Annotated in this window: 23 protein-coding genes; 13 read left to right on the forward strand and 10 right to left on the reverse strand. The window is 66.8% G+C overall.

Annotated elements, in window-relative coordinates:
- Positions 1-105 precede the first annotated feature (105 nt).
- The 6 genes from B2J89_RS06140 to mnhG are packed head-to-tail and all read left to right on the forward strand — an operon-like array spanning position 106 to position 6244.
- Positions 106-3036 carry a monovalent cation/H+ antiporter subunit A gene (locus tag B2J89_RS06140; protein WP_169168344.1) on the forward strand — a complete coding sequence of 977 codons (2931 nt, stop codon included), beginning with the start codon at positions 106-108 and terminating at the stop codon, positions 3034-3036.
- On the forward strand, positions 3036-3401 hold the full coding sequence (locus B2J89_RS06145) for a Na+/H+ antiporter subunit C (protein ID WP_169168345.1): 366 nt from the start codon (positions 3036-3038) through the stop codon (positions 3399-3401). Before B2J89_RS06140 ends, B2J89_RS06145 begins: the two co-directional genes overlap by 1 nt.
- A gap of 20 nt (positions 3402-3421) precedes the next feature.
- The gene (locus B2J89_RS06150) at positions 3422-5113 is read left to right on the forward strand and encodes a monovalent cation/H+ antiporter subunit D (protein ID WP_169168412.1); all 1692 of its coding nucleotides are present in this window, start codon (positions 3422-3424) and stop codon (positions 5111-5113) included.
- Positions 5110-5598 (forward strand): Na+/H+ antiporter subunit E, encoded by a 489-nt coding sequence (locus tag B2J89_RS06155; protein ID WP_169168346.1) that lies wholly within the window; start codon positions 5110-5112, stop codon positions 5596-5598. Before B2J89_RS06150 ends, B2J89_RS06155 begins: the two co-directional genes overlap by 4 nt.
- Positions 5595-5873, forward strand: coding sequence for a K+/H+ antiporter subunit F (locus B2J89_RS06160; RefSeq protein ID WP_169168347.1), 279 nt, complete (start codon positions 5595-5597; stop codon positions 5871-5873). Before B2J89_RS06155 ends, B2J89_RS06160 begins: the two co-directional genes overlap by 4 nt.
- The gene (gene mnhG, locus B2J89_RS06165; protein ID WP_169168348.1) at positions 5870-6244 is read left to right on the forward strand and encodes a monovalent cation/H(+) antiporter subunit G; all 375 of its coding nucleotides are present in this window, start codon (positions 5870-5872) and stop codon (positions 6242-6244) included. Before B2J89_RS06160 ends, mnhG begins: the two co-directional genes overlap by 4 nt.
- A gap of 109 nt (positions 6245-6353) precedes the next feature.
- On the opposite strand, the gene B2J89_RS06170 is transcribed toward mnhG, so the two are convergent.
- Positions 6354-10013, reverse strand: coding sequence for a hydantoinase B/oxoprolinase family protein (locus tag B2J89_RS06170; protein ID WP_169168349.1), 3660 nt, complete (start codon positions 10011-10013; stop codon positions 6354-6356).
- A 74-nt stretch (positions 10014-10087) separates the two neighbouring features.
- Entirely contained in the window at positions 10088-10618 is a 531-nt protein-coding gene (locus B2J89_RS06175; protein WP_169168350.1) for a winged helix DNA-binding protein, read from the reverse strand.
- A gap of 192 nt (positions 10619-10810) precedes the next feature.
- Here B2J89_RS06175 and B2J89_RS06180 point away from each other — a divergent pair, with 192 nt between their 5' ends.
- The 6 genes from B2J89_RS06180 to B2J89_RS06205 all read left to right on the forward strand — a co-directional run bounded on the left by B2J89_RS06180 (position 10811) and on the right by B2J89_RS06205 (position 16521).
- The gene (locus B2J89_RS06180) at positions 10811-11794 is read left to right on the forward strand and encodes a TRAP transporter substrate-binding protein (protein ID WP_169168351.1); all 984 of its coding nucleotides are present in this window, start codon (positions 10811-10813) and stop codon (positions 11792-11794) included.
- 12 nt (positions 11795-11806) lie between these two features.
- The gene (locus B2J89_RS06185; RefSeq protein ID WP_169168352.1) at positions 11807-12316 is read left to right on the forward strand and encodes a TRAP transporter small permease; all 510 of its coding nucleotides are present in this window, start codon (positions 11807-11809) and stop codon (positions 12314-12316) included.
- Positions 12317-12328: 12 nt separating this feature from the next.
- Positions 12329-13633 (forward strand): TRAP transporter large permease, encoded by a 1305-nt coding sequence (locus B2J89_RS06190; RefSeq protein WP_169168353.1) that lies wholly within the window; start codon positions 12329-12331, stop codon positions 13631-13633.
- Between the two features lie 13 nt (positions 13634-13646).
- Positions 13647-14030, forward strand: coding sequence for a fluoride efflux transporter CrcB (gene crcB, locus B2J89_RS06195; RefSeq protein ID WP_169168354.1), 384 nt, complete (start codon positions 13647-13649; stop codon positions 14028-14030).
- Between the two features lie 192 nt (positions 14031-14222).
- Entirely contained in the window at positions 14223-15389 is a 1167-nt protein-coding gene (locus B2J89_RS06200) for a flagellin (RefSeq protein WP_205763732.1), read from the forward strand.
- A 100-nt stretch (positions 15390-15489) separates the two neighbouring features.
- Positions 15490-16521, forward strand: a complete 1032-nt coding sequence (locus B2J89_RS06205; protein ID WP_169168355.1) for a flagellar hook-length control protein FliK — start codon at positions 15490-15492, stop codon at positions 16519-16521.
- Here B2J89_RS06205 and flhA read toward each other — a convergent pair.
- The 7 genes from flhA to B2J89_RS06240 are packed head-to-tail and all read right to left on the reverse strand — an operon-like array spanning position 16502 to position 22881.
- On the reverse strand, positions 16502-18601 hold the full coding sequence (gene flhA / locus B2J89_RS06210; RefSeq protein WP_169168356.1) for a flagellar biosynthesis protein FlhA: 2100 nt from the start codon (positions 18599-18601) through the stop codon (positions 16502-16504). The two genes, B2J89_RS06205 and flhA, sit on opposite strands and share 20 nt — an antisense overlap.
- Positions 18602-18612: 11 nt before the next feature.
- Complete coding sequence (flhB, locus tag B2J89_RS06215; RefSeq protein WP_169168357.1) at positions 18613-19737, reverse strand: flagellar type III secretion system protein FlhB; 1125 nt, start codon at positions 19735-19737, stop codon at positions 18613-18615.
- A gap of 1 nt (position 19738) precedes the next feature.
- Positions 19739-20515: a flagellar biosynthetic protein FliR gene (gene fliR / locus B2J89_RS06220; protein ID WP_169168358.1), complete on the reverse strand. Its 777-nt coding sequence runs from the start codon at positions 20513-20515 to the stop codon at positions 19739-19741.
- A gap of 14 nt (positions 20516-20529) precedes the next feature.
- Positions 20530-20802, reverse strand: coding sequence for a flagellar biosynthesis protein FliQ (gene fliQ, locus B2J89_RS06225; RefSeq protein WP_169168359.1), 273 nt, complete (start codon positions 20800-20802; stop codon positions 20530-20532).
- A 51-nt stretch (positions 20803-20853) separates the two neighbouring features.
- On the reverse strand, positions 20854-21621 hold the full coding sequence (gene fliP, locus B2J89_RS06230) for a flagellar type III secretion system pore protein FliP (protein ID WP_240964760.1): 768 nt from the start codon (positions 21619-21621) through the stop codon (positions 20854-20856).
- An 11-nt stretch (positions 21622-21632) separates the two neighbouring features.
- Positions 21633-22001, reverse strand: coding sequence for a FliM/FliN family flagellar motor switch protein (locus B2J89_RS06235; protein WP_371809044.1), 369 nt, complete (start codon positions 21999-22001; stop codon positions 21633-21635).
- 10 nt (positions 22002-22011) lie between these two features.
- The gene (locus B2J89_RS06240; RefSeq protein ID WP_169168361.1) at positions 22012-22881 is read right to left on the reverse strand and encodes a FliM/FliN family flagellar motor switch protein; all 870 of its coding nucleotides are present in this window, start codon (positions 22879-22881) and stop codon (positions 22012-22014) included.
- Positions 22882-23148: 267 nt separating this feature from the next.
- Between B2J89_RS06240 and B2J89_RS06245 the strand changes: the two genes are divergently transcribed.
- Entirely contained in the window at positions 23149-24036 is an 888-nt protein-coding gene (locus B2J89_RS06245; RefSeq protein ID WP_169168362.1) for a helix-turn-helix domain-containing protein, read from the forward strand.
- A gap of 11 nt (positions 24037-24047) precedes the next feature.
- Here B2J89_RS06245 and B2J89_RS06250 read toward each other — a convergent pair whose 3' ends face one another.
- The gene (locus B2J89_RS06250; protein WP_169168363.1) at positions 24048-25172 is read right to left on the reverse strand and encodes a hybrid sensor histidine kinase/response regulator; all 1125 of its coding nucleotides are present in this window, start codon (positions 25170-25172) and stop codon (positions 24048-24050) included.
- Positions 25173-25532 lie beyond the last annotated feature (360 nt).

The following is a 25532-nucleotide window of genomic DNA, read 5'->3' on the forward strand; positions in this document are numbered from 1 at the left end:
AACCCGCTTCGGCGGGTTTTTTTATTGCGTGCCGCTGGCGCCATCGCCAAGCCGGTGCCCGCAAGCGCCTGCACCTCCGGCGCCTGCCCGTAAAATTGTCCGCGCATGCCTTTGTCCACACTCGTCATCCTCCCCTTCATCGGCAGCCTGCTGGCTGCCTTGCTCCCGTCGAATGCCCGCAATACCGAGTCCACCCTGGCCGGCCTGATTGCGCTCGTGTGCTGTGGGCAGGCCGCGCTGTACTTCCCGCAGATCGCGGACGGCGGCGTGCTGCGCGAGGAGATTGCGTGGCTGCCGTCCCTGGGCCTGAACCTGGTGGTGCGCATGGACGGCTTCGCCTGGATGTTCTGCATGCTGGTCATGGGCATCGGGGCGCTGGTGGTGCTGTATGCGCGCTACTACATGTCGGCGGCCGACCCGGTGCCCCGGTTCTTTTCGTTCTTCCTGGCATTCATGGGCGCCATGGTCGGCGTGGTGCTGTCGGGCAACCTGATCCAGCTGGCCCTGTTCTGGGAGCTGACCAGCCTGTTCTCGTTTCTGCTGATCGGCTACTGGCACCACCGCAAGGACGCCCGGCGCGGCGCGCGCATGGCGCTCACGGTCACTGGCACCGGCGGCCTGTGCATGCTGGCCGGGGTGTTGGTGCTGGGGCATATCGTGGGCAGCTATGACCTCGACCATGTGCTGGCCGCCGGTGCGCAGGTGCGCGGCCATGCGCTCTACGGCACGGCCCTGGTGCTGATCCTGCTGGGTGCGCTGACCAAGAGCGCGCAATTTCCCTTCCATTTCTGGCTGCCCCACGCGATGGCCGCGCCGACACCAGTGTCGGCTTACCTGCACTCGGCCACCATGGTCAAGGCCGGTGTGTTTCTGCTGGCGCGCCTGTGGCCGGTGCTCAGCGGCACGGACGAATGGTTCTGGATCGTGGGCGGCGCCGGGGCCTGCACGCTGCTGCTGGGCGGCTATGTCGCCATGTTCCAGCACGACCTCAAGGGGCTGCTGGCCTATTCGACGATTTCGCATCTGGGCCTGATCACCCTGCTGCTGGGCCTGAACAGCCCGCTCGCCGCCGTGGCGGCGGTGTTCCACATCATGAACCACGCCACGTTCAAAGCCTCGCTCTTCATGGCGGTGGGCATCGTGGACCACGAAAGCGGCACCCGCGACATCCGCCGCCTGTCTGGCCTGCGCACCATGATGCCGGTGACCGCCACGCTGGCCATGGTGGCCGCCGCCGCCATGGCGGGCGTGCCCCTGCTCAACGGCTTTCTCTCCAAGGAAATGTTCTTTGCGGAAACCGTCTTCCTCGAGGCAAGTCCTTCCCTGAACATGGCTTTGCCGCTGGTGGCGACGGTGGCGGGCATGTTCAGCGTGGCCTATTCGCTGCGCTTCACGATCGATGTCTTCTGGGGGCCACCTGCCACCGACCTGCCCCTGCAGCCGCACGAGCCGCCGCACTGGATGCGCGTGCCGGTGGAACTGCTGGTGTTCGGCTGCCTCGTGGTGGGCATCTTCCCTGCCTGGTCGGTCGGGCGGTTCCTCAACGCCGCCGCACGCCCGGTCGTCGGCGGCGAGCTGCCGGCCTTCGACCTGGCGGTCTGGCACGGCTTCAACACCCCGTTTGCGATGAGCCTGGTCGCGCTGCTGGGCGGTGCCCTCCTGTACCTGCTGCTGCGCTGGCAACGCGAAATGGGCCGCATCGACGCCGCGCCGGGGCTGCAGCGCTTTGACGGCAAACGGATCTTCGAGGCGCTGCTCGCCTCGCTGAGCCTGGCCGGTCGCAACGGCCGGCGCCTGCTGGGCACCCAGCGGCTGCAGTGGCAGATGCTGTGGCTGGTGTGCGCCTCGATGCTGGCGGCAGCCCTGCCTTTGTGGACGCGCGACCTGCACATTGGCGACCGTACCGCGCTGCCCATGTCGTGGGCCTTCGTGCTGCTGTGGGGCGTCGGCATGGCCTGCGCCGTCGCGGCGGCGTGGCAGGCCAAATACCACCGGCTCGCGGCGCTCACGCTCATGGGCGGCGCCGGCCTGTGCACCTGCGTCACCTTCCTGTGGTTCTCGGCGCCCGACCTGGCGCTGACCCAGCTGGCGGTGGAGATCGTGACCACGGTGCTGATCCTGCTGGGCCTGCGCTGGCTGCCCAAGCGCGAGGAGGACCTGCGCGCCGCCGCCACGCCGACGGCACAGCGCCGCGCCCAGTGGCGCCGCCTGCGCGACCTGGTCCTGTCGCTGGCCGCGGGCGGCGGCATGGCCGTGCTGTCTTTTGCCATGCTGAGCCGGCCGTTTCCGCAAAGCACGTCGACCTTCTTCCTGGAGCATGCGCTGAGCCAGGGCGGCGGCACCAACGTGGTCAACGTCATGCTGGTCGACTTCCGGGGTTTCGACACCTTTGGCGAAATCGTGGTGCTGGGCGTCGTGGCGCTGACGATCTACGCCCTGCTGCGGCGCTTCCGCCCGGCCCCCGAGATCATGGACCTGCCGGCGCAGCAGCGCGCGGTGCCGGCCGACCTGGTCACCGACCTGATCAACCCGCGCCTCGCGGTGGACACCGCCGTAGGCTACCTCATGGTGCCCGCCGTGCTGGTGCGCCTGCTGCTGCCGTTCGCGGTGCTGATCGCCATCTATCTGTTCCTGCGTGGGCACAACCAGCCCGGCGGCGGGTTCGTGGCAGGGCTGGTGTTTTCGATTGCGTTGCTGCTGCAGTACATCGTCTCGGGCACCCAGTGGGTCGAGGCGCACCTGCCGCTGGCGCCGCGGCGCTGGATGGCGATGGGCCTGCTGTGCGCACTGGCCACCGGCCTGGGCTCCATCGCGCTGGGCTATCCGTTCATGACCACGCACACGGCGCACCTCACGCTGCCGGTGCTCGGAGAAATCCACCTGGCCAGCGCCACGTTCTTTGACCTCGGCGTGTTCAGCCTTGTCGTGGGCGCAACCATGGTGATCCTGACCTCGATTGCCCACCAGTCGGTGCGCGGCCACCGCTTCCACGCGCGCCTGGCCGAAGAGGCCGTTGCTGAACAAGGGGGCGCGTGATGGAAATAGTGCTGGCATTGGCCATTGGCGTGTTGACGGGCTCGGGAGTGTGGCTGCTGCTGCGCCCGCGCACCTTCCAGGTCATCATGGGCCTGGCGCTGCTGTCGTATGCGGTCAACCTGTTCATCTTCAGCATGGGGCGCCTGGGCCTGGCGATCGGCAAGGCGCCGGTGCTGCAGCCGGGCCTGGAGCAAGACCTGGCCCACTATGCCGACCCGCTGCCCCAGGCACTGGTGCTCACCGCCATCGTCATCGGCTTTGCCATGACGGCGCTGTTCCTGGTGGTGCTGCTGGCCTCGCGCGGGCTCTCGGGCACCGACCACGTGGACGGCAATGAAGCCGAAGAACTGCGGGAGCCCTCGTGACCGATTTCACCGCGGCAGCCATGCCGCACCTCATGCTCGCCCCCGTGGTGCTGCCCCTGTTCACCGCCGCGCTGATGCTGCTGCTGCGCGAGGAGAAGCAGCGCCTCAAGCTCGCGCTGAACCTCGGCTCGACCCTGATCGGCCTGGGCGTGGCCGTGGCCCTGCTGCTCTGGACCCACCAACGCGGCGCCCCCGCCACCATGGGCATCTACCTGCCCGGCAACTGGCCTGCGCCGTTCGGCATCGTGCTCGCGCTGGACCGGCTGTCGGCGCTGATGCTGGTCCTCACCAGCGTGCTCGGCCTGGCATCGGTCCTGTTTGCCAGCGCGCGCTGGCACCGCGCCGGCGTGCACTACCACCCGCTGTTCCAGTTCCAGCTCATGGGCCTGGCCGGCGCTTTTCTCACGGCCGACCTGTTCAACCTGTTCGTGTTCTTCGAGATCATGCTGGCCGCGTCCTATGGCCTGCTGCTGCACGGCTCGGGCCGCGCCAGGGTGCAGTCGGGGCTGCACTTCATTGCCATCAACCTCGCAGCATCGTCGCTGTTCCTGATCGGCGTGTCCATGCTCTATGGACTGACCGGCACCCTGAACATGGCCGACCTGGCCCAGGCGGTGGCCCAGATCGCGGACGACGACCGCAGCCTGCTGCACACCGCCGCCGCGATCCTGGCGACCGCCTTCCTGATCAAGGCGGCCGTCTGGCCGCTGAACTTCTGGCTGGTGCCCGCCTACAGCGCCGCCACCGCCCCGGTGGGGGCCCTGTTTGCGATCATGACCAAGGTGGGCATCTACGCCATCCTGCGGCTGTGGACGCTGATGTTCAGCACCGAGGCCGGGGCATCGGCCCATTTCGGCAGCCTGTGGCTGATCGGTGCCGGCCTGGTGACGATGGCCTTCGGTGCCATCGGCATGCTGGGTTCGCAGCGTCTGGGCCATCTGGCGGGCTACGCCGCCATCGTGTCGTCGGGCACCTTGCTGGCCGCCACCGGCTTTGGCCAGAACATGCTCACCGCCGGGCTGCTGTACTACCTGCCCAGCTCCACGCTGGCCGTGGGCGCGCTGTTCCTGCTCAGCGACCTGATCGACCGCTGGCGCAACAACGGCGACGGCACGTTTCCCTACGAACCCCACGCCGACGAGGCCCCGTTCCTGAACGCCGAACTGGTGCCCACGCAGGGCACCAACCTCGACGACGAAGAAGAGGTGCTGGTCGGCCGCGCCATTCCCGCCGCGGCGGCTTTCCTGGGCCTGTCGTTCATGGCGTGCACGCTGCTGATCACCGGGCTGCCGCCGCTGTCGGGCTTCGTGGGCAAGTTCGCGATGCTCACCGCCGTGCTCAACCCGCTGGGCCTGGCGTCGTCCGCAGGGCAGCATCCAGGGTGGGTGGGCTGGACCTTCCTGGCCCTGCTGATCGCCTCTGGGCTGCTGGCCCTGATCGCGCTCACGCGCTCCGGCATCCGCCATTTCTGGGCGGCGCACGACCGCGCCAGGCCGCAGCTGCGCGTGGTCGAGGGCCTGCCGATTGCCGTGCTGTTGGCGGTGTGCATGGCCCTGACCGTGGCGGCCGGGCCCGCGATGCACTTTGCCCAGGCCACCGCAGACGCCCTGCACTCGCCCGGCACCTATGTGCGCGCCGTCATGTCGGCCGCGCCCGTGCCCGACCCCGGCGCCGCGCCCGGTGCCGCCGCACCAGAAGGAGGAGCCCCATGAAGCGCCTGCTGCCCACGCCCCTGCTGTCGGTGGCGCTGTTCGTGCTGTGGCTGCTGCTCAACCAGAGCATCAGCGCCGGGCACCTGCTGCTGGCCGCAGTGCTGGCCGTTGCCATTCCGCTGCTCACCGCGGGCTTGCGCCCCCTGCCCGTGCGCATCCGCCGCCCCGGCGTGGTGCTGCGCCTCCTGCTCACGGTGGCCGCGGACAGCCTGCGCTCCAATGCCGCTGTCGTGCGGCTGCTGCTGCGCACCGGGCCAGCGCAGCACCGCGCAGGCTTCGTGCAGGTGCCGCTCGACGTGCGCGACCCCAATGCGCTCGCGGTGCTGGCCGGCATCGTCTGCATCACCCCGGGCACGGCCTGGGCCGAACTGTCGCGGGACCGCAGCGTGCTGCTGCTGCACGTGCTCGAACTGCACGACGCCGCGGCGATCGCCGCCGACATCAAGCAGCGCTACGAGCGCCCGCTCATGGAGATTTTTGAATGACTTCGGTACTTTCGTGGGCCCTGCCGCTGGCCTTGCTGATGCTGATGCTGGCCATGGCCTGCACGCTGCTGCGCCTGCTCAAGGGCCCGAGCGCGCAGGACCGCGTGCTGGCGCTGGACTGCCTCTACCTCAACGCCATGCTCGCCATGCTGGTGCTCGGCCTGATCTATGGCAGCGCCGACTATTTCGAGGCCGCGCTCCTGATTGCCGCGTTCGGCTTCGTCGGCTCGACGGCCATGGCCAAGTTCCTGCTGCGCGGCGAGGTGATCGAATGAACGCCGACGCACTGCCCGCATGGGCGCAGGTTGCCGTGGCGCTGCTCGTGCTCGCGGGCGCGGCGGTGGCGCTGCTCGGCTCGTTTGGCCTGCTGCGCCTGCGCAGCTTCTTCGAACGCGTGCACGCGCCCGCGATGATCGCCACCATGGGCTGCTGGTGCATCATGTACGGCGCCCTGCTCTACTTCTCGCTGCAGGGCGAGGGCCTGGCCGTGCACCTGCTGCTGATCGCGGTGTTCATCGCGGTCACTGTGCCAATCACCACCATTTTCCTGATGCGCGCGGCGCTGTTCCGGGCGCGCCAGATGGGCCAGGATGCGCCGCCCAGCGTGAGCACCCACGCGCAGAACTCCGGCCGCGCCCCGCTGTGAACACGGCGGCGCACGCCGTTGCCTGCAAAAAGGTGAGCAGCCAGCGCTCGCTGGCAAACGGTTTCAGGCCGTTTTTAGCCTGAAACCCTTCAGACACCAGCGCGGGCGGCTATTCTTTGGATAGCGCGCCAAAGCCGCCGCCGCCCGGCGTGTGGATCTCGAACACGTCGCCCGCCTCCATCTGCGCCTGGCCGATGTGCGCCAGTGGCTCGGTGCGCCCGTCCGCGCGCACCACGCGGTTGATGCCCGGTGCGCCGTTCTGGCCGCCGGCCATGCCGAAGGCCGGGTGGATGCGGCCGTTGGAGAGGATGCTGGCCGTCATGGGTTCGAGAAACTGCACGCGGCGCACGCCGCCGTCGCCGCCGCGCCAACGGCCCGCGCCGCCCGATCCCGTGCGGATCGCATAGCCCAGCAGCCGCACCGGAAAGCGGAACTCGAGCACCTCGGGGTCTGTCAGGCGCGAGTTGGTCATGTGGGTCTGCACCACGCTCGTGCCGCCAAACCCGCCGACCAGCTGGCCCGCGCTGTCAAACACGCCGCCCGCGCCGCTGCCGCCCGAGATCGTCTCGTAGTACTGGTAGCTCGCGTTGCCAAAGGTGAAGTTGTTCATGGTCGGCTGGCTGCCGGCCATCACGCCCAGGGCGCCGAGCAGCGCATTGGTGATGCAGGTCGAGGTCTCGACGTTGCCCGCCACCACCGAGGCCGGCGGGTTCGGGTTGAGCATCGAGCCCGGCGGGATGACGACCTTGAGCGGCTTGAGGCAGCCCGCGTTGAGCGGAATGTCGTCGTCGACCAGGCAGCGGAAGACATAGAGCACCGCCGCCATGCACACGGCGGTGGGCGCATTGAAGTTGTTGCTCTGTTGCGCGCTGGTGCCGGTGAAGTCGATCTCGGCCGTGCGCGCGGCGCCGTCGACGCGCACCGCCACGCAGATCTGCGCGCCGTTGTCGAGCGCCAGCGTGAACTGGCCGTCTTTCACGCGCGCGGCCAGGTGCGTGATGGCGCGGCGCACCGATTCTTCGGCGTTGTCCTGCACATGGCCCATGTAGGCTTGCACGACACCCAAGCCAAACTGCTCCACCATCTTGCGCAGCTCCTGCACGCCCTTTTCGTTGGCGGCGATCTGCGCCTTGAGGTCGGCCAGGTTCTGCTGCGGGTTGCGCGAGGGATATTCGCCGCTTGCCAGCAGCGCCAAGATCTCGGCCTCGCGCAGCCGGCCCGCCTCGACCAGTTTCACGTTGTTGATCTGCACGCCCTCTTCCTCGATGCGCGTGGAAAACGGCGGCATCGAGCCCGGCGTGGTGCCACCGATGTCGGCATGGTGGCCGCGGCTGCCGACGTAGAACGTGGGCTGCTGCGCGTCGCTGCCGATGTAGACCGGCGTGATCACCGTGATGTCGGGCAGGTGCGTGCCGCCGTGGTAGGGGTCGTTGAGCACATACACGTCGCCCGGCTGCATCGTGCCGGCGTTCTCGCGGATCACGGTCTTGATGCTCTCGCCCATCGAGCCCAGGTGCACCGGCATGTGCGGCGCGTTGGCGATCAGCTGGCCGTCGGCGTCGAACAGCGCGCAGCTGAAGTCCAGGCGCTCCTTGATGTTGACCGAGTAGGCGGTGTTCTGCAGCTGCAGGCCCATCTGCTCGGCAATGTTCATGAACAGGTTGTTGAACACCTCGAGCAGCACCGGGTCGACCGTGGTGCCGGCCGCGTACTGCAGCGCGCGCGGCTCGCGCCGTTCCAGCAGCAGGTGGTCGAGCTCGGTGAGCGTGGCCACCCAGCCCGGCTCGACCACGGTGGTGGCGTTCTTCTCGGCAATGATGGCCGGGCCCGCGACCACGTCGCCCGGGCGCATGTCGGCGCGCACGATCAGCGCCGCGTCATGCCAGGCGGCCAGGCCGTCGGCGCCGCCGGTGTACATGCGCACGGTGTCACGGCGCGGCACCTCGCGCGCCGGGTGCAGCGCGTGCACCGGCTCTTGCGGCGCGTCGCCGGCCACCACGGCCTCGACCGACACCGCCTCGGCCACGAGCGCCTTGCCCTGCATGAGGAACGAAAAACGCTGGCGGTACGCGGCTTCGAACCCCGCAACGATCGTCTCGAGATCGCCGAAGGGCACGACCAGCGCGGCGTCCGAGCCTTCGTAGCGCACATGCACGCGGCGGTGCACCACGGCGGCGGCGCCGCCCACCTGCTGGTCCTCGAAGTCGGCCAGCGCAGCGTCCTGCAGCGCCTGCAGGCGCGCCGCGATGGCCGGCAAGGCCTCGGGCGTGAGCCGGCATTCCACGGCCTGCTCGCGGATCACGTTCTGGTCGGCGAGCCCCATGCCATAGGCCGAGAGCACCCCGGCCAGCGGGTGCACCAGCACGCGCGCCATGCCCAGCGCGTCGGCCACGAGGCACGCATGCTGGCCACCGGCGCCGCCAAAGCACTGCAGCGTGTAGCGCGTGACGTCGTAGCCGCGCGCCACCGAGATCTTCTTGATGGCATTGGCCATCTGCTGCACCGCAATCTGGATGAAGCCATGCGCCACGTCTTCGGCGCTGCGGCCGGTCTGCTGCGCCAGGGCGCCAAACTTCTCGCGCACGACCTCGGCGTCCAGCGGTTCGTCGGCGCCATGGCCGAACACGCGCGGAAACTGCGCCGGCTGCAGCTTGCCCACCATCACGTTGGCATCGGTCACGGCCAGCGGCCCGCCGCGCCGGTAACTGGCCGGGCCCGGGTTGGCGCCCGCGCTCTCGGGCCCGACGCGAAAGCGCGCACCGTCAAAGCCCAGGATCGAGCCGCCACCGGCCGCCACGGTGTGGATGCTCATCATCGGCGCGCGCATGCGCACGCCGGCCACCTGGGTCTCGAACTCGCGCTCGAACTCGCCCGCAAAATGGCTCACGTCGGTCGAAGTGCCACCCATGTCGAAGCCGATCACACGCCGGTGCCCGGCAATCTCGGCCGTGCGCGCCATGCCAACGATGCCGCCCGCGGGGCCGGACAGGATCGCGTCCTTGCCCTGGAACACATGGGCGTCGGTGAGGCCGCCCGAGGACTGCATGAAAAACAGCTTCACGCCCGGCATGTCGGCGGCCACCTGCTCGACGTAGCGGCGCAGGATGGGCGAGAGGTAGGCATCGACCACCGTCGTGTCGCCGCGGCCCACGAACTTCATCATCGGACTGGTGCCGTGCGAGGTGCTGATCTGGGTGAAGCCCACCTCGCGCGCCAGGCGCTCCGCGGCTTTTTCGTGCTCGGTGTAGCGGTAGCCGTGCATGAACACGATCGCCACACTGCGCAGGCCGGCGTCGTAGGCGGCCCACAGGCGCTCGCGCAGGTGCTCTTCTTCGAGCACCTGCACCACTTCGCCGTGCGCGCCCATGCGCTCCTGCGCCTCGATCACGCGTTCGTACAGCAGCTCGGGCAGCACGATCTGGCGGTCGAACAGGCGCGGCCGGTTCTGGTAGGCGATGCGCAGCGCATCGCGAAACCCCGCCGTGGTCACCAGCAGCGTCGGCTCGCCCTTGCGCTCGAGCAGCGCATTGGTCGCCACGGTCGTGCCCATCTTCACGCACTCCACCAGGTCGGTCGTCACGGGTGCGTCGGGCGCCAGGCCCAGCAGATGGCGAATGCCGGCGACGGCCGCGTCCCGGTACTGCTCGGGGTTGTCGGACAGCAGCTTGTGCGTGACCAAGGTGCCATCGGGCCGGCGCCCGACCAGGTCGGTGAAGGTGCCGCCGCGGTCGATCCAGAACTGCCAGCGAGGGAGGTGTGCGTGTGTCATGGGCATGCTTGCTATTAGAAACAGAGCTACAAGCGCTGGCCCATCAAGCGCCAAAGCCTGATTTCATGGAAATTTCAGAGCGACGCCGCGGCGCGCGCGGCCTGGTCGTACATGCCCGAGAGCACGCGCAGCAGGCGCCCGAGCTCGCCGATATCGCGGTTGAGCGCGTCGTCGGCGTTGAGCGCGTTGATCAGGCAGCTTTCGCGGATCTCGCGGTAGCGCTGCACATAGGCCTGCCCCTCTTCGGTGGCGGCGTAGGTCACTTCCTTGCCGTTCTTGCGCGACACCACCACGCCCAGTCCTTGCAGCTTCTTGAGCGCGTAATTGACGAGGTGCGTGTCTTCGACGTTCATGATGAAGCAGATGTCGGCCAGGCGCTTGTCGCGCGCGCGGTGCGTGACGTGGTGCAGCACCACGACATCGAGCGGCGTCAGGTCCTTGAGCCCGGCCGCCGCCATGCAGTGCACGACCCAGCGGTGAAAGGCGTTGCCGGCCACGATCAGGCCGAATTCGAACTCGCTCATTTCAGCACTCTGCGCCGACACCAGGTGCGCCGAAGAAACGATGGGGCCAGACTCAGACTTGGCGCGCGCAGCAGGCTTCATGGACGGGTCAACTCCAGAGAAATGGCACAGGAAAGGAATCTACAAGGCCTCTGATTGTAGGCATTTGGATAATATTTTGTCGCCAATTTGTCGACATTTAGGAGAAACACCTAGGGCGTTTCAAAATGCTTCCGCTACAGTGGCCTCTCTGTTTCTGCCGTCGAAATTCCCCCACTTTTGCGGAGTTGCCCTATGAAGCGTCGAGCCTTGCCTGTCACCGTTCTGGGCCTAGCCCTGGCCTGCGGCCTGTCCGCCCCCACCGCCTGGGCCCAGGCCAAATGGGACCTGGCGGCCGCCTACCCGGCCACCAACTTCCACACCGAGAACCTGGCCCAATTGGTCAGCGACGTGGACAAGGCCACCGCCGGCAAGTTCAAGATCACGCTGCACGCCAACGCCGCGCTGTTCAAGGCGCCCGAAATCAAGCGCGCCGTGCAGGGCGGCCAGGCGCAGATGGGCGAGATCCTGCTGGTCAACTTCCAGAACGAATGGCAGATCTACGGCGCCGACGGCCAGCCGTTCCTCGCGTCGAGTTACGGCGACGCCAAACGGCTGTACCAGGCGCAAAAGCCTTTCCTGGAAAAGAAACTCGCCGAGCAAGGCATGGTCCTGCTGTACGCGGTGGCTTGGCCGCCGCAGGGCATCTACACCAAGAAACCGGTCAACACCGCCGCCGATTTGAAGGGCATCAAGTGGCGCGCCTACAGCCCGGCCACGGCGCGCATCGCCGAACTGGTCGGCGCGCAGCCCGTCACCGTGCAGGCGGCCGAGTTCTCGCAGGCCCTGGCCACGGGCGTGGTCGAGGCGACCATGACGTCCGGTGCCACGGGCGTGGACAGCAAGCTCTACGAGCACCTCAAGTACTACTACGACACCCAGGCCTGGCTGCCCAAGAATGCGGTCATCGTGAACAAAAAGGCCTTCGACGCGCTCGACAAACCGCTGCAGGAAGCCCTGCTGAAGGCCGGCGCGGACGCCGAGGCGCGCGGCTGGGCCGCCAGCGAGCGCGTGAACACCGACACCCTGGCCAAGCTCAAGGCCGAGGGCATGCAGGTGCTGCCGCCCTCGCCCCAGCTCAAGGCCGACATGGCCAAGGTGGGCGACGCCATGCTCAAGGAATGGCTGGACAAGGCCGGCCCCGACGGCAAGGCGCTGGTGGACGGCTACCGCAAGTAAAGTCAGGGCCCCATGCGCCGTTTGTTGAATTTTCTCTACGACAGCGCCGCCGCCCTGGCGGCGCTTTTCATGGTGGCGCTGCTGGGCGCCGTGCTGCTGTCCATCGCGAGCCGCCAGCTGAGCTTTCTGGTGCCGGGCATCGACGCCTATGCCGGCTACCTGATGGCGGCCTGCGGTTTCCTGGCCATGGCGCACACGCTCAAGCGCGGCGAACACATCCGCGTGACGCTGCTGCTGGGCGCCCTGCACGGCCGCTGGAAGAAGGGCTTCGAGGTCTGGGCCCTGGCCCTGGCCTCGCTGCTGGCCGTGCTGTACGCGTTCTACAGCTGCAAGCTGGCCTGGCAGTCGCACCTTTTCAACGACATGTCCACCGGCAGCGACGCCACGCCGCTGTGGCTGCCGCAACTGGCCATGGCGACCGGCACCGTGGTGCTGGCGATCGCCTTCATCGATGAACTGGTGCTGGAGCTGCTCGGGCAGCGCCAGCAGCCGCAGTCCGGCGAAGCCCTGCGCAATGAATAAGGCCTGACCACCATGAGCGACCTCGCCATCACCGGCCTGCTGATGCTTTCGCTGTTCCTGATCCTGGGCAGCGGCGTCTGGATCGGGCTTACGCTCTCGGGCGTGGCCTGGATCGGCATGCAGCTGTTTTCTGCCCGCCCTGCGGGCGACGCCATGGCCGTGACCATCTGGGGCTCGGCATCGAGCTGGACGCTCACCGCCCTGCCGCTGTTCATCTGGATGGGCGAAATCCTGTTCCGTACGCGGCTCTCTCAAGACATGTTCAAGGGCCTGGCGCCCTGGGTGCAAAACCTGCCCGGGCGGCTGCTGCATACCAACGTGGTCGGCTGCACCATCTTCGCGGCCGTGTCGGGGTCGAGTGCCGCCACCTGCGCCACCATCGGCAAGATGACCCTGCCCGAGCTCACGCGCCGCGGCTACCCCGAGAACATGGTCATCGGCACGCTGGCCGGTGCCAGCACGCTGGGGCTGCTCATCCCGCCGTCCATCATCATGATCGTCTATGGCGTCACGGCCGAGGTATCAATCTCCAAGCTGTTCATTGCCGGCGTGTTGCCCGGCGTGCTGCTGGCGGCGCTGTTCTCGGGCTACATCATGCTGTGGGCGCTGCGCCACCCCGAGCAGGTGCCGGCCGCCGACGAGCAGCTGACGTTCGCGCAGAAGCTCAGCGCCTCCAGAAGCCTCATCCCGGTCGTGCTGCTGATCGCCGCCGTGCTCGGCTCCATCTACACCGGCTTTGCCACCGCCACCGAGGCCGCGGCCGTGGGCGTGCTGGGCTCGCTGCTGCTGTCGGGCCTGCAGGGCTCGCTCAACTGGGAGAGCTTTCGCGGTGCGCTCATGGGCGCCACGCGCCTGTACTGCATGATCGCGCTGATCCTGGCGGGCGCCGCGTTTCTGACGCTGTCGATGGGCTACATTGGCCTGCCGCGCCACCTCGCCGAGTGGATCGCCACGCTGGGCTTGAACCAGGCGCAGCTGATCGCCGCGCTCGCCGTATTCTTCATCATCCTCGGCTGCTTTCTCGACGGCATCTCGATGGTAGTGCTGACCATGGGCGTGCTCATGCCGACGGTGCAGGCCGCCGGCATCGACCCGATCTGGTTCGGCATCTTCATCGTGCTGGTGGTCGAGATGGCGCAGATCACGCCGCCCGTGGGCTTCAACCTGTTCGTGCTCCAGGGCATGACGGGGCGCGAGCTGACCTGGATTGCCCGGGTCACCTTCCCCATGTTCGTGCTCATGTGCGCGGCCGTGGCGCTGATCTATCTGTTCCCGGCCATCGTCACCTGGCTGCCGCAGCAGATGTCGGCGCGCTAAGGCCCTGCCCACCATGCTCCACGTCGTGGCCATTTGCCTCGGTGCCAGCGCCGGCGCACTGGCCCGCTGGCGCCTGGGCCTGTGGCTCAGCGCCGGCCACGGGCTGCCCTGGGGCACGCTGGTCGCTAACTTGGTCGGCGGCTACCTGATCGGCGTGTGCGTGGCCGTGTTCCAGGCCCTGCCGCAGCTTGACCCCGCCTGGCGCTTGGCCCTCATCACCGGATTCTTGGGCGCGCTCACCACCTTCTCCAGCTTCTCGGCCGAGGTCGTGGCCATGCTGCAGCAGCAGCGCTACCTGCTCGCCGCAGGCACCATCGGAATGCACCTGTTCGGCTCGCTGCTGCTGACGACGCTGGGCATGCACAACGCTACTTACTTCATAGCATCTCGCGCTTGATGGGCGGGCGTTTTAGGCGCATTTAGCTTGAAATTTACCAGAAGCCCAACGGGTTCTACCCAGCGCGCCGCCACACGCCGCAAAACAATTTGCGCACCAGCATTTAAGTTTCGCCACCGGTCGACCGCCTTGTGTGGGTACGGGCGCAGAAAACGCTGCCTGTAAACCACCCAACACCAGGAGTTCACTGACATGCTTAGCTTGCACACCAATTCGGCATCCCTCTCGGCCCAGGCCGTATCCGGCTCGACCAATAAGGCCCTGTCCAACTCGATGACGCGCCTCTCCACGGGCTTTCGCATCAACTCGGCCATGGACGACGCCGCCGGCCTGCAGATCGCCACCCGCCTGAAGGCACAAACCAGCGGCATGGCCGTGGCCATGCGTAACACGCAAAACAGCATCTCGCTGATGCAGACCGCCGAAGGCTCGCTCAGCGAAGTCACCAACATGCTGGTTCGCATGAAGGACTTGGCAACCCAGGCGGCGGACGCTTCGGCCACCGACACCGACAAAACCGCCATGCAAGCCGAGTTCGACTCGCTGTCGACGGAATTGAGCAACATCATTGGCAACACCACCTTCGGCGGCGCCAAGCTGATGAACAAGGCTGCTTCCTCGGCTGAAATAGCTGCTGCAGCAACCAAAGCCGCCGCCGACGCTGCCCGCGTCGGTGATGCCACCGCCGGCACCCAATTCGATTACGACACGGCAAAAACTGACTACGATGCCGCTTTGCTGGCCTTGGACACCACGGACGCCACCACCGTGACCGCTTTGGCGGCTGCAAACGTTACCCTGCAAGCGGCGGACAAAGCCAATGTCTTGGCCCAAGCAGACGCCGCCAGTTCCGCTGCTTATTCGACAGCAGCACAAAACTCCGCCACCGCTGCAACTCCCGATGGAAAATTCGCCACATCGATCAACTTCCAGATTGGCGCATCGACCTCCGAAACCATGGGCCTGGATCTGTCTGCCCAACTGACCGCGATGCACACCGCGCTGCACGATGCGTCCATGGGATACAACTCGTTTGGCGCCGCAAGCGGCGTTGCAGGCACGGAACTGACCGCCGCCGGTTCGGCATCGGCCAGCATAGACAAGCTGCAAGCCGCGATCGACTCGGTGGGCTCGCTGCGCTCCACCTTGGGTGCCGCTTCGAACCGCCTGGAGCACACCTCCGTCAACCTGTCGAACATGAGCAACAACGTGCAGGCCGCTTCGGGCCGCATCATGGATGTGGACTACGCCGCCGAATCCGCCACCATGACGACCAAGCAGATGCTGATGCAAGCCAGCACCAGCATGCTCAAGCAGTCCAACAGCATGTCGCAGCTGGCCCTGTCGCTGCTGCAGTAAGACGCCCCTGCGGCGGCTTCAGGCTGGCGCTAGCGCCAGCCTGCCCCCAAGCCAACCGCGTCTGCGGTTGGCTTTTCTTTTGGCTTGACTGGAGCACGCCATGGCACTGGAGCGGGCTACCCCTTCACCCCCCATCGGCGCCGTGGCGCGCCCACTGGTGCCGCGCGCGGGTGGCGGGGCCGTGGCCTTGCCTACCGCGCCAGCGGCCCTGCTGCCGGCGCTGCCGCCCGAGGGGATCGCGCCCCTGCTGCGGCTGCGCGTGTTCTCAGCCTTCGACGGCGGCCTGCTGGCGCGCAGCGCCGATGGCTTGCCGTTCCAGATTCCCACCTCGGCCCTGGCGGGCCAGGCCTGGGCGCCGGGGCAACTGCTGCTGGTGCGGGTGGTGAGCACCTCGCCCCAGCTGGAGCTGGCCGTGCTCGGCCCCGCCGACGAGGGCCTGCCCGCACGCGCCGGCCTGCTGGCCGGGCAAACCCCTGCGGCCCTGCTGCCGGACCAGGCCGGCATGCACCGCCTGCTGGCCCCGCCGCTCGACGTGGCGGCGCTGGCCGCGCAGTGGCGCGCCATGGTGCTGCAGCGGTTGCAGCGCGCGGTGCCGGCAGCCGCATCAAGCACACCGGCGTCGGCCGGCACCGCGCTGGTGCCGCTGGGCGCAGCTCTGGCCCCGAGCGCCGAAGCGTCCACGCTGCAACCCACGCTGGTGTTTCAAACCCTGCTCTGGCCGGGCGTGGGGCTGACGTTCTGGCCGGCGCAGCCGCGCCCGCGCGGCGCGCGGCACGGCCGGCCCACGGGCGCCATGGCCCAGAACATGGGCCTGTTGCTGCTGCTGCCCGGCCTGGGCGAGGTGCGCATCGATGTGTCGATGTACGGCAGCGCCGTGGCCTTGAACCTGGCGGCGCAGAGCGCAGAGAGCGTGCCGCTGCTGCGCAGCCGCACCGCGCTGATCGCCGCGTCGCTGGCCCGCGCCGGGCTGCGGCTCATGCAGTGCCAGGTGGCGCCGGCGCCCCCGGGGCAGCCCATGATGGCGCTGCCCGCCACGGCGCAGCAGCTGTGCAGCGTACACACCGCTCTGCCGCCGGGCCTGTTTCGCGCGGCGGCCGAAGTGCTGAACGCGCTCAGCCCACCGTTCCAATGATGCTGATTTCGCGGTTCTCGGGAATCTCGTTGTACGACAGCACGTTGAGGCCCGGCGCAAACAGGCGCGCGTAGCGCGCCAGTAGCGGCCTGACCTGCGGCATCACGAGCAGCAGCGGCGGCGTGGTCTGCTGCTTCATCTGGTCGCGCGCCAGCGGCATGTGCGCTTGCAGTTGCGACAGCAGATTCGGGTCGATGGCATAGTTGTCGAGCGCCACCTTGGCACCACCCTGGCGGGCCTGGTTGAGCGCGCCCAGTAGCATGTTCTCGAGGTCGCCGGTGAGGTTGAACACTTTCAGCTCGGGTCGCTGGCCGCACAGGCTGTCGACGATCTGGCGGCGCAGGGTACAGCGCACCTCGGCAGCCAGCAGCACCGGGTCTTTGGTGGTTTCGGCCGTCTCCAGCAGGGTCGTGGCAATCGGCACGATGTCTTTGAGCGAGACGTTTTCGGCTAGCAGCGCGCGAAAGACCTTGAGCAGCTGCGAATGGCTCATGGCCTTGCCCAGCGCTTCGGCCAGCTTGGGCGCGAGCGCGGCCAGGCGCTCCATCAGTTCGCCCGCGTCCTCGTGTCCGAACAGTTCGGGCAGGTATTCGCGGATCACTTTGCTCAGGTGCGTGGCGACCACGCTGGGCACATCGACCACCTGGTAACCCAGGCCGAGCGCGTGGGCCTTGTCGTCGGTGCTGATCCAGACCACGGGCATACCGTAGGCCGGGTCGGCGCCGGGCTCGCCGTCCACCTCGCCGTACAGGTGGGGCGACGAGATGGCCATGAGCTTGTCGGCCGGCACCTCGGCGCGCGCCACCACGGTGCCGCGCAGCATGATGGCGTATTGGCTGGGCTTGAGCGCGAGGTCGTCGCGCACGGCGATGGCGGGCAGCAGCAGGCCCAGGCCTTCGCTCTGCGTCTGGCGCACACCCTTGACGCGCTTGAGCAGCGGCGCGCCCTGCGCCTTGTCGATCAGGCTCACCAGGCGGTAGCCCAGCGCCACCGACAGGGGCTCGACAAAGGGCAGGCTGCGCCAGTCGATGTCGGCCGGCGGCTCGGCCGTGGCCAGGGCAGCGCCGAGCGCAGCCACATCGCTGCCTGGCGCGGGGCGCTGCGGACGCTGGCCCACGCGCCAGGCCACGAAGGCCAGAACGGCCGCAAACCCCAGAAAACTGAGCCAAGGCATGCCGGGGATCAGACCCAGCACCGTCATCAGCGCCGCCGCGCTGTACAGCGCCTGGGGCGATGCCAGCAGCTGGCCGCTGACCTGGGTTTCGAAGTCGCCCGAGTCGCTCACGCGCGTGACGATGATGGCCGCCGCCGCCGACAGCAGCAGCGCCGGAATCTGCGCCACCAGGCCGTCGCCGATGGTGAGCAGCGCGTACTGGCGGAAAGCGTCGCCGAACGACAGGTCGTGCATGAAGGCGCCGATGGCGACGCCGCCAATCATGTTGATCAGCAAAATCAAGATGCCCGCGATGGCGTCGCCACGCACGAACTTCGAGGCTCCGTCCATGGCGCCGTAGAAGTCGGCTTCCATGCCGACTTCGCGGCGGCGCGTCTGGGCTTTTTCCTGGTTGATGAGGCCGGCGTTGAGGTCGGCGTCGATCGCCATCTGCTTGCCCGGCAGGGCGTCGAGCGTGAAGCGCGCCGACACTTCCGAGATGCGCTCGGCGCCCTTGGTCACCACCACGAAGTTGATGATCATCAGGATGACGAACACCACCAGACCGACCACGAAGTTGCCTCCGATCACCACGTTGCCGAAGGCCTCGATCACCTGGCCCGCCGCGTGCGTGCCCTCGTGGCCCTTGAGCAGCACCACCCGCGTCGAGGCGACATTGAGCGCCAGCCGCATCAGCGTGGTGGCGAGGATGATGGTCGGGAAGGTCGAGAATTCGAGCGGGCGGCTGACCGAGACGCTGATCAGGATGACGATGATCGCCAGCACGATGTTGAACGTGAACAGCACGTCGAGCACCGCCGGCGGCAGCGGCAGGATGATCATGGCCAGCAGGGCCAGCACCATCAGCGGCGTGGCATAGCTGTAGCGGCGCAGGGCGTCGAAGAGTCCGGGCTGCAGGAGTTTCATGTCGGAACGGCTTAAGTCAGGTGGGAGGGAACGGCCAGGTCGGCAGGCAACCGTGGCTCGCTGGGCCGCTGGCCGGTCTGGAAGGCCTTGAGCTGCAGCACATAGTTGAGAACCAGCGCCACGGCGTTGTACAGCGGGATTGGGATCTGCTGCTGCACCTGGCTGGTGTTGTAGATGGCGCGGGCCAGCGGCGGCATGGAGACCACCTCGACCTGGTGCTCGCGCGCAATCTCGCGGATGTACAGGGCCATTTCGTCCACCCCCTTGGCCACCACGTAGGGCGCCTGGGCGCGCTGCTCGTCGTACTTGAGCGCGACGGCGTAGTGCTCGGGGTTGACGATCACCACGTCGGCCGTGGGCACCGCGCTGCGCACGCTGCGCCGCGAGAGCTGGCGCTGCAGCTGGCGGATGCGGTTCTTGACTTCGGGGCGGCCCTCGTTGCCCTTGTGTTCTTCCTTGAGGTCTTGCTTGCTCATGCGCTGGCCACGCAAAAAGAAGAACACTTGCACCGGCAGGTCGATCAGGCCGAACAGCACGAACACCATGGCCATGGACAGCACGCCCGACAGCACCATGCCGGCGCCCGTATCGATGGCCTGCCCAAGCGACAGCCCCTGCAGCCGCAGGTAGTCTTGCGCGCTGCGGCTGCACAGGTACCAGAGCACGCTGCCCAGCAGCAGGGCCTTGAAGATGGAAGTGAGCACGCTCACCAGGTGCTTGCCCTTGAACATGCGCCCCAGGTTGCTCATGGGGCTGAGCCGGTTGAGCTTGGGCATCAGGTTTTCTGACGACAGCACCCAGCCCCCCGGCACCATCGAGGACAGTACCAGCAGCACCGGCATCACCAACAGTGGCAGCACCATCTTGACCAACAGCAGCGCCGCCGCCAGGAACAGCACCGACCAGGCGTTGTCCAGGGTGCCGTCGCCCTCCAGATCGGCCAGGCCGTAGGCGAAGAGCTGGCGGAAATCCTGCAGATAACCCGGCATCAGCCAGACGAGAAGGTACAGGCTGCCGACGATGCCGACGGCCGTGACCAGGTCTTTCGAGCGGGCGACCTGGCCCTGCTCGCGCGCCTTCTTCAGCTTCTGCTGCGAGGCCTTTTCGCTCTTGTCGCCGGTGGAAGAGCCCGACATCTCAGGGCCTCTGCTGCATGGTCAGGCGCAGCATGTCGAGCACCTGGGTGGCGATGCGCAGATAGTGTTCCGGCAGGAACCGGACCAGCTGGCTCAGCATGAACACGCCGAACACCGTGATCACCGAGAAGCCGAGGGCAAACAGGTTGAGGGTGGGCGCCACGCGCGCCAGCAGCCCGAAGCCGATCTGCACCACCAGGGTGGCCAGCATCACCGGCAGAGCCAGCAGCAGGGCGGCCGAAAACACCCAGGCCACATTGAAGGCCACGCTGCGCAGCGCCGGCATGCTGATGCCCGAGCCCACGGGCCATTGCTGAAAGCTCGCCCCCAGCACCTGGGTCACCAGCAGGTGGCCGTCGATCGAGAAGAACACCAGCATGCCCAGGATGGACAGCAGGCTGGAGACCACATCGGAAGAGACGCCGCTCAAAGGGTCGTTCATGACCGCCATCGACAGGCCCATCTGCGACGACACCATGTAACCCAGCACCATGATCACCGACATCATGAAGTGCAGCGCCAGCCCGAGCAGCCCGCCGATAGCCGCCTGCTCGATGGTGGCGACCACGGCGTGCAAGGACAGCGGATCGATGGCCGCCACCGGCCGGGCCACCGGCAGCAGCACCACGGCCAGCACCAGCGACAGCAGCACGCGCACCGTGACGGGCACCGCACCGTCGCCCAGGATGGGCGCGGCGCTGAGCATGGCCATGACGCGGCAAAACGGCCACCAGAGTGCCAACAGCTGGGCCAACAGGCCGGGAATGGCTGCGTCCATGGTGTGCCGGTGGGCTAGCCCACCAGGGTGGCGGCGCGCTCGAAGATGCGGACGCAAAAATCCATCAGATGCCCCGCCATCCAGCGCCCGGCCAGGATCACCGCCAGCAGCGTCACCAGCAGGCGCGGCAGAAAGCTCATCGTCTGCTCGTTGATCTGCGTCGCCGCCTGGAAGATGCCCACCACCAGGCCCACCACCAGGCCCGGCAGGATCAGCACCACCACCAGCAGCATGACCAGGCGCAGGCTTTCGCTGACCAGGTCAACGGCGATGTCGGGCGTCAGCATGGCCGCTGCGCAGCCCAGCGGGCTTGAAGGCGCGAAGAAAGGCCTGCCATCTCAATAGGCCCGGATACTGGTGATGAGGGTGTTCACGGTCAGCGTCCAGCCATCGACCAGTACGAACAGCAGCAACTTGAGCGGCAAGGAAATCACCAGCGGCGACAGCATCATCATGCCCATGGCCATGAGCACGGACGCGACAACCAGATCCACCACCATGAAGGGGATGAACAGCATGCAGCCGACCTGGAAGGCGGTCTTGAGTTCGCTGAGCACGAAGGCGGCCAGCTTCACGGTGAAGGCATGCTGGCCCGGTTCGCTCACCGGCGCCTCACCGGCCAACGTGGATATTTGCTGCAAGGCACTCTTGCTGGTCTGCGACAGCATGAAACGCGACAGAGGGATCTCGGCCTTCTGCAGCGCCACTTCCAGGCCGATTTTGTCCTGGTCGTAAGGTACAAAAGCCTTGTGCCAGATCTCCTCGCCGACCGGGCGCATGACCAACAGCGTGAGAATCAGCGCCACCCCGGTCACGATGCGGTTGGGCAGGCCCTGCTGCAGGCCCAGCGCCTGGCGCAGCAAAGACAGGATGATCACGAAGCGCACGAAGCTGGTCATCATGAGCATCAGCACGGGCAGCAGCCCCAGCAGCGTCATGATGACCAGGATCTGGGTCTTCACCGTGAATTCGGCTGGCGCGCCGTTGGCGTTGGTGCCCAGAAGCGAAATGGTGCCAGCGGCGAGTGCCGACTCGCTCACCCCGAACATCAGAACGAGCGCGACCAGCCCCAGGGCGGCATGGCCACCCATTCGTCGTAACGTCATGGTGCGACGGTTCAGTTCGCCGCGTCGAGCGACAGCAGGTCCAGGTCGGCCAGCTCGACCACCTTCAGGCCATAGTTTTCGCCCGACACCACCACCTCGGCGCGCCCGATGGCCGTGCCGTTGACCTTGATCACCAGCGGCGCACCGGCCACCGCGTCGAGCTCCACCACGCTGTCGTGCTCCAGAGCCATCAGTTGGTCGAGTGCAATGTCCGCCGAGCCCACTTCGAGGGTCAGTGTGACCGGAATTTTGCGCAACATCTGCGTGAGGTCGCGGCGTGGCCGGGACGCAGCCACTGGGACCGGGACGGAGGCGCCATCTTCCACGGTCAGGTCGTCGTCCAGCAAGGCCGGGTCGAATTCGGAGATTTCTTGGCTCATATCCATGGCTTTAGAGGGTGTCGTTGAATGCGGTGAGCCACAGCCCGCCTTTGTGCTCTGCCACCGTCGCGGTGAACAGGCGCGAGTCCTTCACCAGCACGTCGGCAGCCTGGAAGCTCACAGGGATGATGTCGCCCGGGCGCAGGTCGAGCACCTCGCCCAGCGCCATGCGCCGGTGCAGCAATCGCGCCACCAACCGGACCCGCAGGCACTGCGCGAACGGCTGCGTCTGCTCCTTGCGCAGATCGCTCCGGGGCACGGAGCGCGCGGCGGCGAGTTGGCCAAGCAGCAGGTCCATCCAGGTGGAGTCGAGTGAGAACTGCAGCTCCGAGCACAGTCCGACCTGCGGCTCATCGATGCGCACCTGGAGCGTCCAGGCGCCCACCGCATCGGTGGTTTCAGCGCGCCAGGCGATATCGTCGCTAGCGCTGTGGGCGGACGCCGATACCAAGGCGCTCAGTCCCTCACGGATGCGGACCGCCAGCACCAGCGCCAGCTGCAGGCCCAGCTTCTGCGCCAACCGTTCCTCGGTGGCGGTCATGGGGGCCGAGGCGGGGTCGGTGCCCTCCCCGTCCCGCAGCCCGTAGCGGCAATGCAGCACGCGCAGCACCAGGCTGCGCTCGAGCGCGACACCGATCCGCCCCGTGGCCGAGCCATACACATTCCAGCGCGGCGCAATCGCGGCAGGGGCGTGCACGATCAGCACCCTGCCCACGGTGAATTGCGTGCCATAGCGCCGGTTCAAGCCCAAGCGCAGGAGGTCTGACAGGTCGGCGCCGAATTTGTCGGCAAAAGCCGCCAGCAGGTGCACCGGGCGCCCCAGCGTTCGGGGATCCAGCACCGGGTGCGCTGCGGACAGCACCTTGGAAGGCTGAGACATATCGATCAAAGCCCGTGGCGCCCGGACACATTGCGGTTCTCGCAACGCTTCGCACAGCGATCGGGCGTGTGAGCTATATTGATTTGCATCGAGACAAGAAAACAAGGAATCGGGAAAGAAGACGGCAGCCAGGCACCGAGCATCGTATTTGAGTGCATTTGATGCAACATTTTACGCTCAGGCACAAAAACGTCTAGTTTTTTGAACGCTTTTTTTAACTAAACGTTACTTTTGTCGCTAAGCATCCATTCCACTTGTGACTACGCCATGCCTGAGAAAAACTACGCCGAGCCGCCAGACCCAGCGACAGGGAGCGAGCTCACCGAGACGCAGCCCACCAGTCTCATATCCCGGCGGCTGCACGATTTCTTTGCCGAACAGGGACTGCCACGGCACAAGCATTCCTCGCAGCTGGCCACAATCCTCGGACTGTCGCGCTCGGGCGCCTTCCGCAAATTCCAAGACGGCGCGTTTTCCGCGACCGACCTGCAAAGCCTGGCGCGGCATTTTCAGGTGGACGTCAGCCTTTTGCTCAGCAGCCATCCGGTCGACGCAGACCAAAGCAATGGCGAGGCAAAGCCAGCCAGCATCGTCATTGGCGGGCGCACCATGGCTTGCAAAGCCTTGATCGGCACGGAACTCGGACGCCACGAGCACTGTGAACTGGTGGCCACGCTCCAAGGCGCTGAATGGCTGGTGCAGCCCTACGCGGAAGCAAGCGGGGGCCAGCGGCACCGTGTCCACCAATTGACCGTCATCCCCACGCAACGCCAGTTACCGCGCATTGCAGTGCTGGAAGATGCGGCAGACCTGGCCGCCAACCTGAAAGACGCGCTCGAGGGCGCGGGATTCCGGGTCGAAGTGTTTTCTTCGGCCTCCGAACTGTCGTACGAATCGGCTGTTGCGCCGTTCGATGCCTACGTGGTCGACTGGTGGCTCAACGGCAAGACTTCCGCCGCGGTGCTGCAGACGATACGCAAGGCCCAGCCCTCGGCGCCGCTGATCCTGACCACCGGCGCCATCGCCAACGGCAACGCCGCCGAGGACGACATCGCCCGCATCGCCATGGCCCTCCGCGTCCAGGTCATTGAAAAGCCCTTCCGCTTGGCCCTGCTGATCTCGCAGGTCAAACAGCTGCTGGGCGAAACCAGCTAATCACGCGCAGTTCAGCCGAAAGTCTGCAAGGCGGAGCGCAGCCGCGCCACGGTGATCGGTTTCTCGAACTTGGCCGCGAACAGGGCGTCACCTGCGGCCTCGGACTCATGGTAGGCCGACAGCGCCACGATGGGCGTAGCCTGGTTCAACGCACCGGGCGCGCGCGCGCGCTCCGCCACACGGTAGCCGCTGCCATCCTGAAGGCGCAGGTCGAGCAGGATGCCGTCATACCTGGCCGCCACCAGCATGAGATCGGCCTGCGCTACGCTGTCGGCCACATCCACCAGCGCGCCCAGAGCCTGCAGCATGGTCTGCAGGCTGAAGCGCACATCGTCGTTGTCATCGACCACAAGAATCCGCCGCCGCCCCGGGGAAGGAGCCACCTCCATTGCCCCCTGCAGCACTTCGACTTCCACTGGCACCTGCACGATGAACACCGAACCTTCGCCGGGGCGGCTGAGCACGCGCGCCGTGCCATGCAGCAACTCGGCCATCAGCCGCACGACCGCCAACCCCAGGCCGCTGCCTGAGCGTCCCTGGCTGGCGCGCACGAAAGGCGCCCAGACATCGACGCTGGCGTCGAAGCCCGGCCCCTGGTCCATCACGGCGACGGTGATCTGCGGCGGCGCCGCCTGAACCTGCAGGGAGCACACGACCTCCCCTGGACTGGCGTATTTGGTGGCGTTTGAGATCAGATTGGCGATGATCTGCCGCATGCGCGCCGGGTCGGTGATCACGCGCGGACACGGTTGGGGCTCGATCTGCACCGTCAGCCGCACACCGCGCTCGCGGGCGGCATCCTCGTATTCGGCCGCGATGATCTGCATCATCAGGTCCGGCTGGAACAACATTGTCGAGACTTTGAGGCGACCACCGCTCAGCCGCGCGAATTCGACCGTGTCGTTCATTTGCGCCTCCAATTGCTGCGCGCTACGGCGCAGGCGCCGGAACGTCTGGTCGTCCGCAGGCAGCCTCCCACCCAGTTCGATCAACTCCACCGAACTGATGATGGTCTGCAAGGGAGTGAGCATCTCATGGGCCATCATGCCCAGAAATTCGTTGCGCTCCGCCAGGGTCTGCTGGGTCTGGAGCAAGGCCTGGCGCGCCCGACGCAGTTGCAGCACTGCCAGCAGCATGATCCACCCCGCCGCCAGAACGAGCACCAGACCTGCGGCGGGATGAATTCCATAGTCCATTTATCGCTTTCTTAAATGGGTGGATCACCCTGGAGATACCGTGAGGCGCTGTGTCTGGCGACGGGCGCGTGCACATAGCAACATGTGATGCCAGAAACTCCACAGTCCGCCTCCATGCACCCGGCAACGCAGGACTTGATTCTAGAGAAGCGGCAGACACCACTTTTACGCAACCAATTTTACAAAACAGAGCACCAGAGGACACAAAACAACGAAACACATATCTTTGATGCAAAAAACTCAGCACTTGCAAAACAAACATTACAATAATAAACAATTTGCAACCATATGCAGACAACA

The sequence above is a fragment of the Acidovorax sp. SRB_24 genome (genome assembly GCF_012931925.1).

Bases quoted from the DNA above. Each gene is read 5' to 3' on its own strand.
- B2J89_RS06140 (WP_169168344.1), top strand. From the start codon at position 106: ATGCCTTTGTCCACACTCGTCATCCTCCCCTTCATCGGCAGCCTGCTG.
- B2J89_RS06145 (WP_169168345.1), top strand. From the start codon at position 3,036: ATGGAAATAGTGCTGGCATTGGCCATTGGCGTGTTGACGGGCTCGGGA.
- B2J89_RS06150 (WP_169168412.1), top strand. From the start codon at position 3,422: ATGCCGCACCTCATGCTCGCCCCCGTGGTGCTGCCCCTGTTCACCGCC.
- B2J89_RS06155 (WP_169168346.1), top strand. From the start codon at position 5,110: ATGAAGCGCCTGCTGCCCACGCCCCTGCTGTCGGTGGCGCTGTTCGTG.
- B2J89_RS06160 (WP_169168347.1), top strand. From the start codon at position 5,595: ATGACTTCGGTACTTTCGTGGGCCCTGCCGCTGGCCTTGCTGATGCTG.
- mnhG (WP_169168348.1), top strand. From the start codon at position 5,870: ATGAACGCCGACGCACTGCCCGCATGGGCGCAGGTTGCCGTGGCGCTG.
- B2J89_RS06170 (WP_169168349.1), bottom strand. From the start codon at position 10,013: ATGACACACGCACACCTCCCTCGCTGGCAGTTCTGGATCGACCGCGGC.
- B2J89_RS06175 (WP_169168350.1), bottom strand. From the start codon at position 10,618: ATGAAGCCTGCTGCGCGCGCCAAGTCTGAGTCTGGCCCCATCGTTTCT.
- B2J89_RS06180 (WP_169168351.1), top strand. From the start codon at position 10,811: ATGAAGCGTCGAGCCTTGCCTGTCACCGTTCTGGGCCTAGCCCTGGCC.
- B2J89_RS06185 (WP_169168352.1), top strand. From the start codon at position 11,807: ATGCGCCGTTTGTTGAATTTTCTCTACGACAGCGCCGCCGCCCTGGCG.
- B2J89_RS06190 (WP_169168353.1), top strand. From the start codon at position 12,329: ATGAGCGACCTCGCCATCACCGGCCTGCTGATGCTTTCGCTGTTCCTG.
- crcB (WP_169168354.1), top strand. From the start codon at position 13,647: ATGCTCCACGTCGTGGCCATTTGCCTCGGTGCCAGCGCCGGCGCACTG.
- B2J89_RS06200 (WP_205763732.1), top strand. From the start codon at position 14,223: ATGCTTAGCTTGCACACCAATTCGGCATCCCTCTCGGCCCAGGCCGTA.
- B2J89_RS06205 (WP_169168355.1), top strand. From the start codon at position 15,490: ATGGCACTGGAGCGGGCTACCCCTTCACCCCCCATCGGCGCCGTGGCG.
- flhA (WP_169168356.1), bottom strand. From the start codon at position 18,601: ATGAAACTCCTGCAGCCCGGACTCTTCGACGCCCTGCGCCGCTACAGC.
- flhB (WP_169168357.1), bottom strand. From the start codon at position 19,737: ATGTCGGGCTCTTCCACCGGCGACAAGAGCGAAAAGGCCTCGCAGCAG.
- fliR (WP_169168358.1), bottom strand. From the start codon at position 20,515: ATGGACGCAGCCATTCCCGGCCTGTTGGCCCAGCTGTTGGCACTCTGG.
- fliQ (WP_169168359.1), bottom strand. From the start codon at position 20,802: ATGCTGACGCCCGACATCGCCGTTGACCTGGTCAGCGAAAGCCTGCGC.
- fliP (WP_240964760.1), bottom strand. From the start codon at position 21,621: ATGACGTTACGACGAATGGGTGGCCATGCCGCCCTGGGGCTGGTCGCG.
- B2J89_RS06235 (WP_371809044.1), bottom strand. From the start codon at position 22,001: ATGAGCCAAGAAATCTCCGAATTCGACCCGGCCTTGCTGGACGACGAC.
- B2J89_RS06240 (WP_169168361.1), bottom strand. From the start codon at position 22,881: ATGTCTCAGCCTTCCAAGGTGCTGTCCGCAGCGCACCCGGTGCTGGAT.
- B2J89_RS06245 (WP_169168362.1), top strand. From the start codon at position 23,149: ATGCCTGAGAAAAACTACGCCGAGCCGCCAGACCCAGCGACAGGGAGC.
- B2J89_RS06250 (WP_169168363.1), bottom strand. From the start codon at position 25,172: ATGCTGCTGGCAGTGCTGCAACTGCGTCGGGCGCGCCAGGCCTTGCTC.